Source organism: Mycobacterium parascrofulaceum ATCC BAA-614 (genome assembly GCF_000164135.1).
Lineage (GTDB): Bacteria > Actinomycetota > Actinomycetes > Mycobacteriales > Mycobacteriaceae > Mycobacterium > Mycobacterium parascrofulaceum.
Window position 1 is genome coordinate 1,215,620 of the sequence record NZ_GG770553.1, and the last position, 11,250, is coordinate 1,226,869.

Genomic DNA, 11,250 nt, shown 5'->3' on the forward strand with positions numbered 1-11,250 from the left:
TGCCCTGGGCGACGCGGGCGCTGGCCGCCGCCGACGACACGGAAGGCCCGAGCCTGCTGCTGCCCGACGCGCTGCCCAGCCGGATCGCCGCGCTGGCCGACCAGCCGTTCGACCGCTTCGACGCGCAGGACCTCCGCCTGCTCGGCACCTGGCTGGAATCGACCGTCGCGCGTTGGCCGCGACGGCGCAGCCTGCGGTTCGAGCCCAGCCCCGCCGGCAAGCGAATCGACCTGCGCGCCACCATGACCGCGTCGCGCAGGACCGGCTGGGAAACCGTGCTGCTGGCCCGCACCCGGCCCCGGCGCCGGCCGCGGCGGATCGTGCTGGTCTGCGACGTGAGCCGCTCGATGCAGCCCTACGCCGCGGTGTACCTGCATCTGATGAGGGCGGTGTCGCGCCAGCCGGGCACCCGACCCGAGGTCTTCGCGTTCTCGACGTCGCTGACCCGGCTCACCGCGGTGCTCGCGCACCGGTCGGCCGAGGTGGCGCTGGAGCGGGCCAACGCCAAGGTCACCGACCGGTACGGCGGGACGTTCATCGGCCGCAGCGTGGCCACGCTGCTGTCCCCGCCGCACGGCAACGCCCTGCGCGGCGCGGTGGCGATCATCGCGTCGGACGGCTGGGACGCCGACCCGCCGGACGTGCTCGCGCACGCGATGGAGCGGCTGCGGCGGCGCGCCGAATTGATCGTGTGGCTCAATCCCCGTGCGGCGCACGAGGGCTTCCGGCCGCTGGCCGGGCCGATGGCCGCGGCGCTGCCGTATTGCGACCTGTTTCTGCCGGCGCAGTCGCTGACCGGCCTGCGCCAATTGCTGCTCGCGTTGTGTTTTTGAGGGCGACGCCCGAGCGGCCGAGCCGCCGGGCCCCGGCCACCAGCGCGGCGGCGACCGAGGCCGCCGCCGGGTAGTCCAGGCCGTCGGGCGGATGGATGTTGGAGATGCAGTTGCGGTCGGCGTCGGTGAGCCCCGGCCGCGGCCGATGGGTCAGGTAGACGCCCAGGCTGTCGGCGACCGACAGGCCGGGGCGCTCGCCGATGAGCACGAGAACCGTTGCGGCGCCCAGCGCCTGACCGATGTGGTCCCCGAGCGCCACCCGCGCCTGGGTCGCGATCACCAACGGGGCGATGCGGTAGCGGCCGTCGAATTCGGCGACCAGCGCCGCCACCATGCCCGCGGCGTGGTCGGTCAGGGCGCGCGGGGAGAGCCCGTCGGCGAGCACAAACGCGATGTCCGCGTTGACCTTCGGCAGGCCGGACAGGTCGGCCGGGGTGCGACCGAGATCCGGCCGGCGCAGGTACTCGCCGCGCGAGGCCGCCCGGCTGCGGACCCGCAGCGGCTGGTCGATGCCTTTGACGTTCAAGTCGCGCAGCCGCCTCAGCAGGCCGTCGACGTCGAGCGGCTCGTGCACGGCGTCGCGCGCCGCGGCGTGCGCGGCCTGAAACTCCAGGACCCGCCGGGTCGGCAGCGAGTCCCCCGACCGCCCGAGCCCGATGCGCGCCTGCGTGGTCGCCCGCAGCGGCGCCCAGGCGTCCGGCGGTTGCGGGTCGGTCATGCGCCGGCCGCCAGCGCGCGCAGCGGCGACGTCGCGAGGTCCACGGGCAGGACGCGGCCGTCGGCGCCGACCATGCCCAGGCCGGACAGCCAGGCCTCGAATTCGGGTGCGGGCCGCAGCCCCAACGCCTTTCGCACGTACAGGGCGTCGTGAAACGACAGGCTCTGATAGCCGAGCATGATGTCGTCGGCGCCGGGAACCGTGATGACGAACGCGGTGCCCGCCGCGCCCAGCAGGGTCAGCAGCGTGTCCATGTCGTCCTGGTCGGCCTCGGCGTGGTTGGTGTAGCAGACGTCCACCCCCATCGGCAGGCCGAGCAGTTTCCCGCAGAAGTTGTCTTCGAGCCCGGCGCGGATGATCTGCTTGCCGTCGTAGAGGTACTCCGGCCCGATGAAGCCGACCACGGTGTCGATCAGCAGCGGCCGCAGCGCGCGCGCCACCCCGTACGCGCGCGCCTCCAGCGTCTGCTGGTCGACCGGCTTGTTGCCCACGCCGAGGTGGGCGCCCGCCGACAGCGCCGCGCCCTGCCCGGTCTCCAGGTACATCACGTTGTCGCCGACGGTCCCGCGGTTCAGCGACCGGGCTGCCTCGTCGGCCTCGGTCAGCATCGCGATCGAGGTCCCGAACGAGGCGTTGGCGCCCTCGGTGCCGGCGATCGACTGGAACACCAGGTCGACGGGCGCGCCGCGGTCGATCAGCTCCATCGTGGTGGTGACGTGGCACAGCACGCACGACTGGACGGGGATCGCGAACCGCTCCCGGATGTCGTCGAGCAGGCGCAGCAGCTCCGCGGCCGCCTGCGGCGAGTCGGTCGCCGGGTTGACGCCGATCACCGCGTCACCGCAGCCCATCAGCAGGCCGTCCAGCAGCGCCGCGGCGATCCCGCGCGGGTCGTCGGTCGGGTGGTTGGGCTGCAGCCGGGTCGCGAGCGTGCCGGGCAGGCCGATCGTGGTGCGGAACGCCGCGGTGTTCGTCGCCGCGGCGGCCACCAGGATCAGGTCCTGGTTGCGCATGATCTTCGACGCCGCGGCAACCATTTCCGGCGTGAGCCCGGGCGAGATCGCGGCGATGCGCGCCGCGGCGTCGTCGCGGCACGCCGCGTCCAGCAGCCAGTCGCGGAAACCGCCCACGGTCAGGCTCGCGACGGGGCCGAACGCCTCGCGGTCGTGGCCGTCGACGATGAGCCGGGTGACCTCGTCGGTCTCGTACGGCACGACCGCCTCGGTGAGGAAGGTCGCCAGGGGGATGTCGGCCAGCGCCCAGGCGGCCGCGGCCCGCTGCGCGTCCGAGTCGGCGGCGCAGCCCGCGAGCTGGTCGCCCGAGCGCAACGGCGTCGCCTTGGCCAGCACGTCGACCAGCCCGTCGAACGTGTAGGTGGTCCCCGAAATGGTTTGCCGGTAGCGCATATTTCAGTATGAGGCAGGATCGGCAGCATGGATCAGCTATGGGCCAATCGGGCGGCCAGCTCCGAAGCCGCTGTCGCGCAACGACACCTGAAACGGCTGTGGGGGCTGCCCGGGACGCAGCTGGGCGTGGTGGCGTGGCCGCCGACGCGGCGCGACGCGATGTTCGGCACCTGGCACTACTGGTGGCAGGCGCACCTGCTCGATTGCCTGGTCGACGCGCAGCTGCGTGACCCGCAACCGCGGCGGCACACCATGATCAACCGGCAGGTCCGCTCGCACCGGCTGCGCAACAACTTCCGCTGGACCAACAGCTACTACGACGACATGGCCTGGCTGGCGCTGGCGCTGGAACGCGCCGCCCGGGTCGCCGGCGTCGAGCGCCACCGCGCGCTGCCCAAGCTGGCCCACGAGTTCCTCGAGGCGTGGGTGCCCGAGGACGGCGGCGGCATCCCGTGGCGCAAGCAGGACCAGTTCTTCAACGCCCCGGCCAACGGCCCGGCGGGCATCTTCCTGGCCCGCTACAGCGAGAAGATGCGGCGCGCCCAGCAGATGGCCGACTGGATCGACGAGACGCTGATCGACCCGGAGACACACCTGGTGTTCGACGGCATCAAGGCCGGTTCCCTGGTCCGCGCCCAGTACACCTATTGCCAGGGCGTGGTGCTCGGCCTGGAAACCGAGCTCGCGGCACGCACCCACGACGATCGGCACGCCCCGCGGGTGCACCGGCTGGTCGCGGCCGTCGCCGAGCACATGGCGCCGACGGGCGTGCTGACCGGCGCCGGTGGCGGGGACGGCGGCCTGTTCGCCGGGATCACCGCGCGCTACCTCGCCCTGGTCGCCACCACCCTGCCGGGGGACGGGGCCGAGGACGCCGCCGCGCGCGACACCGCCCGGCGGATCGTGCTGGCCAGCGCGAAATCGGCGTGGGACTACCGGCAGACGGTGGACGGGCTGCCGCTGTTCGGCCCGTTCTGGGACCGCGACGCGCAGCTGCCCACCCGGGCCGCCGGGGAGGCGCAGTTCGTCGACGGCGCGGTGAACGGTTCGGAGGTCGCCGAACGGGATCTGTCGGTGCAGCTGTCGGGGTGGATGCTGATGGAGGCCGCATGTAACGTCACCGCGGTGACCGCAGGGAGCGCGACATGATGGACGGCAGCTGGATTCCCGACGAGGCCACGCTGGCCCGGGCGAACCTCACCGGATTCATGGCATGGCTCGCCGACACCGGGCGCGGCGACTACCGCGACTACCACGCGCTGCAGCGCAAGTCCGTCGAGGACATCGAGTGGCTCTGGGACGCCGTCTGGGACTACTTCGACATCCGGGCCGCCAGCCCGCCGCGCGCGGTGCTGGGCAACCGCGCCATGCCGGGCGCCGAGTGGTTCCCCGGCGCCACCCTCAATTACGCCACCGAGATCTTCCGGCACGCGACCGACGAGCGGCCCGCGATGATCGTCGCCGGGGAGGACGGCGCGTGCGAGTGGTCGTGGGCGCGGTTGCGGCACGAGACCGGCGCGTTCGCGGCCTACCTGCGCGGGCTCGGGGTGCAACCGGGCGACGCCGTCGTCGGCTACCTGCCCAACGTCGCCGAGGCCGCCGTCGCCGCCCTGGCCGCCGCCAGCGTGGGCGCGATCTGGGCGGTGTGCAACCAGGACGTGGCCGTCGACGGTGTGATCGCGCGGCTGGGCCAGGTGGCGCCGGCCGTCCTGGTGGCCACCGACGGCTCGGTGTACGACGGCAAGCGCATCGACCGGCGCGCGGAGCTGGACACCATCCGGCGCGCGATGCCGACCCTGCGGGCCACCGTGGTGGTGCCGCGGCTCGGGCTCCCGGCCGGCGACGGCGCCGTCCCGTGGGCCGAGGCGGTGGGATCCGACGCCGAGCTGGAGATCACGCCCGTGCCGTTCGCGCACCCGCTGTGGGTGATGTTCTCCTCCGGCACCACCGGCAAGCCGAAGGGCATCGTGCACGGGCACGGCGGAACGGTGATCGAGCACCTGAAATACCTGAGCCTGCAGCTGGACCTGCACGCCGGCGAGCGTTTCTTCTGGTACTCGTCGACCAGCTGGATGATGTGGAACCTGCAGCTGTCCGGGCTGCTCGTGGGCACCACCATCGTGCTTTACGACGGCAGCCCAACTCATTTGGGCACCGACGCGCTGTGGCGGGTCGCCGCCGAGGCCGGCGTCAACGTGCTCGGCGCCGGCGCGGGCTACCTGCTCGCCTGCGCCAAGAAGGACCTCGAGCCGGGGACGACGTACGCGCTGGACGGTCTGCGTGCCGTCGGGTCCACCGGTTCACCGCTGCCCGCGTCCGGATTCCGTTGGGTGCAACAGGGACTCGGCCGGGCGGTGCCGGTCATCTCGATGAGCGGCGGCACCGACGTGTGCACCGCCTTCATCGGCGGCTGCCCGATCCTGCCGGTGGTCGCCGGCGAGCTGTCGTGCATCTGCCTGGGCGCGGCCATCGAATCCTGGATCGGACCCAACCACCCCGTCATCGGCGAGGAGGGCGAGCTGGTGATCACCGAGCCGATGCCGTCGATGCCGGTGTTCTTCTGGAACGACGACGACGGCAGCCGGTACCGCGCCGCCTACTTCGAGAAGTATCCGGGCGTGTGGTGTCACGGCGACTGGATCACCATCACCGACCGCGGATCCGTTGTGGTGCACGGCCGTTCGGACGCCACCCTGAACCGGCTGGGCGTGCGGATGGGCAGCGCGGAGATCTACACCGCGGTGGAGGGCATGCCGGAGGTGGGCGACTGCCTGGTGGTCGGCGTCGAGCAGGACGACGGCGGCTACTGGATGCCGCTGTTCGTGACCCTGGCCGACGGCGCCGAACTCGACGACGCGCTCAAGTCCCGGATCGTGGCGGCCATCCGGCTGCACGCCTCCCCGCGCCACGTGCCCGACGACATCCTGGCGGTGCCGGGCATACCGCGGACGCTGACCGGCAAACGCCTGGAGATCCCGATCAAGCGGATCCTGCTGGGCGCGGCGCCGGGCGAGGCCGTGCAGCAGAGTTCGATCGACCGACCGGAACTGTTAGACGCTTTCGTTGCGTACCGCAGAAGTCGGGTGTCCTGAGTCGGGCTCCCCGTCGGTCCCGGCCGGCGCCCGCCGCCGGTTCCGGTAGCTTCGCCAGGCCGCGATGAACGCCGGCATCAGCGACACGACGAGGATGACCAGCAGGATCTTCTGCAGGTTGTGGTGCACGAACGGCACGTTGCCCAGGAAGTAGCCGGCCAGCGTCACACCGCCGCCCCACAGGATGCCGCCGACGATGTCGAAGCCGAGGAACACCGGGTAACGCATGTAGGACACCCCGGCTACCGGCGGGACGAACGTCCGCACGAACGGCGCGAACCGGGCCAGGATGATCGCCCACGGCCCGTATTTCTCGAAGAAGGCGTGCGACTCCGTCACGTAGTGCTTCTTGAAGAACCGGGAGTCTTCCTTCTTGAACAGCGCCGGGCCGATGCGGCGGCCGATGAAGTACCCGGTCTGGTCGCCCAGGATCGCCACGAAGGCGACGGCGGGGGCGAGCACCCAGATGCTGGCGGGCGGGTTCGGGTGCGCGGCCAGCAGTCCGCCGGTGAACAACAGCGATTCGCCGGGCAGCAGCGGAAACAGCAGGCCGGTCTCGACGAAGACGATGAGCAGGATGCCGGGCAGCACCGCGGAGCCGAAAACCCCGTCGGCGCCCAACCAGTACATCGGGTCGAAGATGTCGGGCAGGGCCGTCACGGCGGTGCTCATGATTGCTCAACATACCGGTTTCGGGGTGAGCGCCTGACCGTCCTGGACGATACTGGGTGCACCCGGCCCACGCAGAGGAGTTCTGATGCCCATCGCCACGCCCGAGGTGTACGCCGAGATGCTCGGGCGCGCCAAGGAGAACTCCTACGCCTTCCCGGCGATCAACTGCGTCGGATCCGAGAGCGTCAACGCCGCGATCAAGGGCTTCGCCGACGCGGGCAGCGACGGCATCATCCAGTTCTCCACCGGCGGTGCGGAGTTCGCGTCGGGCCTGGGCGTCAAGGACATGGTCACCGGCGCGGTGGCGCTGGCGGAGTTCACCCGGGTCGTCGCCGCCAGGTACCCCGTCCACGTCGCGCTGCACACCGACCACTGCCCCAAGGACAAGCTGGACAGCTACGTGCGGCCGCTGCTGGCGCTGTCGGCCGAGCGGGTGCGCGCCGGTCGGGACCCGTTGTTCGGATCGCACATGTGGGACGGCTCGGCCGTGCCGATCGGCGAGAACCTGTCCATCGCGCAGGAACTGCTCAAGGAGGCCGCGGCCGCCAAGATCGTGCTGGAGATCGAGATCGGCGTGGTGGGCGGGGAGGAGGACGGCGTCGCCCACGAGATCAACGACAAGCTGTACACCACGCCGGAGGACTTCGAGAGGACCATCGACGCGCTGGGCCACGGCGAGCACGGCAAGTACCTGCTGGCCGCGACGTTCGGCAACGTGCACGGCGTCTACAAGCCGGGCAACGTCAAGCTGCGCCCCGACATCCTGGCCCAGGGCCAGCGCGTGGCCGCCGCCAAGCTGGGCCTGCCCGACGGCGCGAAGCCGTTCGACTTCGTCTTCCACGGCGGGTCGGGCTCGCTCAAGTCGGAGATCGAGGAGTCGCTGCGCTACGGCGTGGTGAAGATGAACGTCGACACCGACACCCAGTACGCGTTCACCCGCCCGATCGCCGGGCACATGTTCGGCAACTACGACGGGGTGCTCAAGGTCGACGGCGAGGTGGGCGTCAAGAAGGTCTACGACCCGCGCAGCTACCTGAAGAAGGGCGAGGCGTCGATGAGCGAGCGGGTGGTGGAGGCCTGCGAGGACCTGCACTGCGCCGGGAAAACGCTGGGCGGATAGCGGCCGGTCCGCCGGTCCGCCGGCCCGCCCGTCCAAGACCCGCCCCCCACCCGCCGCGACACATAAACCACGCACACGACACGCCGCGGCGAGTCGCAATGGTTTATATCTCGCGAGGGGCAGAGGGCAGAGCGGCAGAGCGCCGGGGTTAGCCGCTGGGGGACTGGCAGATCTTCCAGTGGTCGTCGCGGTACTGCAGGTCCAGGCTGCGGGTCGACCGCAGCGACGGGTCGTATGCCATGAACGTGGTGACGTTGGCCTCGGCGTGCTGCCCGTTGACCACCACCTGGTCGATGCTGGCGATCACCGGGTACTGCTTGGCCGCGCTGACCCGGCGGTAGGTCTCGTCCCAGGCGTGCTCGTCGTAGTCCGCGTACCCGTCGCGGGTGGTGCCGCAGGTGATGGTGCGCAGCGTGGTCAGGTCACCCTTCTGGATCGCGGTGTCGAAGCTTTCGATCGTGGTGCGAACCTGGTCCTCCTGCGACACTTTCGTGTGTTTGCTGCGGGTCAGCAGCACGGTGCCCAGGATCGCGATCGCGGCCAGCGCGAGCACCACCAGCACCAGCGCCAGCACCCAGCCCCAGTTGAACTGCCGGGAGGTGCGCAGCTTCCCCCCGAGGCGGGGCGGAATCGATTGCGGAACCGCCGGTTTGGCGGGTGTGCCGGGCTGTGCGGGCATGCCTCCCGGCGGGGAGGCGAACACCTCGGTGGCGGGTTCCTGGGTGGTCGAGATCACCGCGGTCTCTTTCGCGTCGAAACCGGGCGCGGTGAAGCGGCGCTCGCGTTGCTGGCCGTCCGCATACTCGCCGGGGTCCGCCGGGTTGCCGCCGGCGTCGGGTCTGATCACCACGGTCTCGGTCTCGGAGTCGCTCGGTACCAGGGGGACGCTCTCGGTCGCGTCCTCGCCTGACGGCGCGGCCCATTCGTGCCCGGGCGTGTTCGGCGCGCCGCCGCGGTCGGGCTCGGGTGGCTGGGGCATGAGTACGGCTGTCCTCCGCTGTCGGGTGGGGTAGTTGGAGAGCTTAGCGACCCGGCCCCCTCGATGGGGTGCTGGTTGAGGTCCGCCCGCCCACCGAATCGAGGCGGCTGCAGAATAGGAGCCATGACGCCGATGCGAGACCTTCTCGGACCCGATCCGACCCTGCTGCCGGGCGACCCCGACGCCGAGGCGGAACTGCTCGCCGGGGAGAAGCCCGGGATCGTCGCCGCCGCGCACCCCTCGGCGTCGGTGGCCTGGGCGGCGCTGGCCGAGCAGGCGCTGGCCGACGACCAGGCCATCACGGCCTACGCGTACGCGCGCACCGGCTATCACCGCGGCCTGGACCAGTTGCGGCGCAACGGCTGGAAGGGCTTCGGTCCGGTGCCGTATTCGCACGAGCCCAACCGCGGATTCCTGCGCTGCGTGGCGGCGCTGGCGCGGGCGGCCGACACGATCGGGGAGCCCGACGAGTACCAGCGCTGCCTGGACCTGCTCGACGATTGCGACCCCGCGGCGCGCCCGGCGCTGGGGCTCTAGAAGGTTTCCGAACACCCCACGTCGTCGGCGGAGTCGATCTGGACGGTCGCGTGCTCCAGCCCGCGGGCCGACAGCAGCGCACGGGCGTCGCTGAGCACGCGGGTGGAGTCGCCGTCGCTGCGCAGGTGCGCGGTGCACATGTCCTTGCCCGGCGAGAGCGTCCAGACGTGCAGGTCGTGCACCTCGGTGACACCGTCGACGGCGCCCAGCGCCGTGCGCAGCTCGTCGACGTCGATGTGGGTCGGCGACGTTTCGGACAGGATCCGCAACGCGTCGCGGGCCAGCGAGATCGCCCGCGGCAGCACCCACAGCGCGACCAGCACGGCGACCACCACGTCGGCATACGGCCAGTGCGTGGTCACGGTCACCACACCGGCGATCAGGACGCCCAGGCTGCCCACGCTGTCGGCGACCACCTCCATGTAGGCGCCCTTGACCGCCAGGCTCTGCCCGGAGTGCGACCGCAGCAGCAGGGCGACCAGCAGGTTGGCGAGCAGGCCGGCCAGCGCGACCACGATCATCGGCACGCCGGGGATCGACGGCGTCTCCCGCAGCCGCTGGATGGCCTCCCACAGGATGAACAGGGCGACGCCGATCAGCAGCCCCGCGTTGGCGACCGCCGTGAACACCTCGGCCCGGTGCCAGCCGTAGGTCCGCGCCGGTGACGAGCTGCCCCGGCGGGCCAGCGTCACGGCGGCCAGGCCCATGAAGACGGCGACGACGTCGGTCAGCATGTGGCCCGCATCGGCCAGCAGCGCGATCGAGTTGATCAGCAGCGAGGTGGTCAGCTCCACGACGAAGAAGGTCGCCAGGATCGCGGCGGCGGCCATCATTCGCGGGATCAGCCTGGACCCGTCGGTCTCGGCGGGACTGTGATTGTGGCCGGCGCCCATGGCGTGCAATATATGCAGATCAGCGCATATACGGCAAGGGTCAGAACCAGCGGCTCCAGAAGCGGGTGAGCAGGTTGCCCGCGGACACCAGCCAGGGCTGCACCCCGGAGAATTCGAACAGCCAGAGCATCATTCCGAAGAACCAGTGACTGGCCGGCAGGAGCAGGAACAGCAGGATGAAAAAGCCCCACTGCTTGGCGGGCGCCACCGCCCGCTGCGTCTCGGGGCTCAGGTGCGGTTCCAGGGCGTCGTACCCGTCCAGGCCCGGGATGGGCAGCACATTGAGCACCACCGCGGTCAGCTGCAGGAAGCCCAGGAACGCCACCCCGGCCCACAGCACCTGGTGGAACGGGTCGTACAACAACCGCGTCAGCGCCAGCAGGAGCACCGCCAGCACCAGGTTGGCGGCCGGTCCCGCGAGGCTGACCAGGGTGCGCCGGTTCGGCGTCATGAACCAGGTCCGCACGTACACCGCGGCGCCCGGCAGGCCGATCCCGCCGAGCGCGATCACCACCATCGGCAGCAGCAGCGACAGGGCGGGATGGCTGTAGCGGCGCGGATCCAGCGTCAGGTAGCCGCGCACGGCGGCGTCGTGGTCACCGAACCGCCAGGCGGTCACCGCGTGGCCGAACTCGTGCAGGCACAGCGACACCAGCCAGCCGGCGATCACGAAGGTGAACACCCCGAAATACGCCAGCGGCCGCACGGTGCTGCCGGCCTGCCAGGCCAGCGCGCCGCCGACCGCCGTCAGGCCGACCAGGGCCAGGAACAGGGGGCTGGGTCGCACCGATTCGCGCCGGGCGGGCAGGGTCACCGGTCGAAACTATCGGACCGCCAGCCAGCCCTCGACGTTGCGGTAGAACGTCGACCGGCGCGCCGGGCGTGGCGCGGGCACGCCGTCGCGCACCACGATGACGCCGGTGCTGCCCAGCTGGACCGCCCGTCCGGCCACCCAGCGGCGCCACCGCGCCGGCACGCGGGCCCGCAGGCCGGGCACGGC

The 11,250-nt window shown here is 71.5% G+C and carries 10 protein-coding genes and 2 pseudogenes; 5 read left to right on the plus strand and 7 right to left on the minus strand.

The window, feature by feature from the left end; genetic code table 11:
- A partial coding sequence (locus tag HMPREF0591_RS32170) for a vWA domain-containing protein (protein ID WP_007167489.1) occupies nt 1-833 on the plus strand: 833 nt, incomplete at its 5' end.
- Here HMPREF0591_RS32170 and eutC read toward each other — a convergent pair.
- Together eutC and HMPREF0591_RS05705 are read right to left on the minus strand one after the other, a co-directional pair.
- Nucleotides 802-1,551: pseudogene (eutC, locus tag HMPREF0591_RS05700) on the minus strand (ethanolamine ammonia-lyase subunit EutC); the annotation flags it as partial. The gene HMPREF0591_RS32170 and the pseudogene eutC sit on opposite strands and share 32 nt — an antisense overlap.
- The gene (locus HMPREF0591_RS05705) at nt 1,548-2,957 is read right to left on the minus strand and encodes an ethanolamine ammonia-lyase subunit EutB (protein ID WP_007167491.1); all 1,410 of its coding nucleotides are present in this window, start codon (nt 2,955-2,957) and stop codon (nt 1,548-1,550) included. The gene HMPREF0591_RS05705 and the pseudogene eutC, both read right to left, overlap by 4 nt.
- Nucleotides 2,958-2,984: 27 nt before the next feature.
- On the opposite strand from HMPREF0591_RS05705, the gene HMPREF0591_RS05710 reads away from it, so the two are divergent.
- The gene (locus HMPREF0591_RS05710; RefSeq protein ID WP_007167492.1) at nt 2,985-4,106 is read left to right on the plus strand and encodes a glycoside hydrolase family 76 protein; all 1,122 of its coding nucleotides are present in this window, start codon (nt 2,985-2,987) and stop codon (nt 4,104-4,106) included.
- Nucleotides 4,103-6,049: an acetoacetate--CoA ligase gene (locus HMPREF0591_RS05715; protein ID WP_007167493.1), complete on the plus strand. Its 1,947-nt coding sequence runs from the start codon at nt 4,103-4,105 to the stop codon at nt 6,047-6,049. Before HMPREF0591_RS05710 ends, HMPREF0591_RS05715 begins: the two co-directional genes overlap by 4 nt.
- Here the strand turns inward: HMPREF0591_RS05715 and HMPREF0591_RS05720 are convergent.
- Nucleotides 6,008-6,721, minus strand: a complete 714-nt coding sequence (locus tag HMPREF0591_RS05720) for a DedA family protein (protein WP_007167494.1) — start codon at nt 6,719-6,721, stop codon at nt 6,008-6,010. The two genes, HMPREF0591_RS05715 and HMPREF0591_RS05720, sit on opposite strands and share 42 nt — an antisense overlap.
- Before the next feature lie 85 nt (nt 6,722-6,806).
- Between HMPREF0591_RS05720 and fbaA the strand changes: the two genes are divergently transcribed.
- On the plus strand, nt 6,807-7,841 hold the full coding sequence (gene fbaA / locus HMPREF0591_RS05725; protein WP_007167495.1) for a class II fructose-bisphosphate aldolase: 1,035 nt from the start codon (nt 6,807-6,809) through the stop codon (nt 7,839-7,841).
- 148 nt (nt 7,842-7,989) lie between these two features.
- Here the strand turns inward: fbaA and HMPREF0591_RS05730 are convergent, their stop codons facing one another.
- Entirely contained in the window at nt 7,990-8,820 is an 831-nt protein-coding gene (locus tag HMPREF0591_RS05730) for an Rv0361 family membrane protein (RefSeq protein ID WP_007167496.1), read from the minus strand.
- Between the two features lie 123 nt (nt 8,821-8,943).
- Between HMPREF0591_RS05730 and HMPREF0591_RS05735 the strand changes: the two genes are divergently transcribed.
- Entirely contained in the window at nt 8,944-9,357 is a 414-nt protein-coding gene (locus tag HMPREF0591_RS05735) for a DUF3151 domain-containing protein (RefSeq protein ID WP_007167497.1), read from the plus strand.
- Here the strand turns inward: HMPREF0591_RS05735 and HMPREF0591_RS05740 are convergent.
- The 3 genes and pseudogenes from HMPREF0591_RS05740 to HMPREF0591_RS33710 form a co-directional block, all read right to left on the minus strand.
- Nucleotides 9,354-10,250, minus strand: a complete 897-nt coding sequence (locus tag HMPREF0591_RS05740; RefSeq protein WP_040621203.1) for a cation diffusion facilitator family transporter — start codon at nt 10,248-10,250, stop codon at nt 9,354-9,356. The genes HMPREF0591_RS05735 and HMPREF0591_RS05740 overlap by 4 nt on opposite strands.
- A gap of 40 nt (nt 10,251-10,290) precedes the next feature.
- Nucleotides 10,291-11,064, minus strand: a complete 774-nt coding sequence (locus HMPREF0591_RS05745; protein ID WP_007167499.1) for a site-2 protease family protein — start codon at nt 11,062-11,064, stop codon at nt 10,291-10,293.
- A gap of 9 nt (nt 11,065-11,073) precedes the next feature.
- Nucleotides 11,074-11,250, minus strand: a pseudogene (locus HMPREF0591_RS33710) (peptidase M50); the annotation flags it as partial.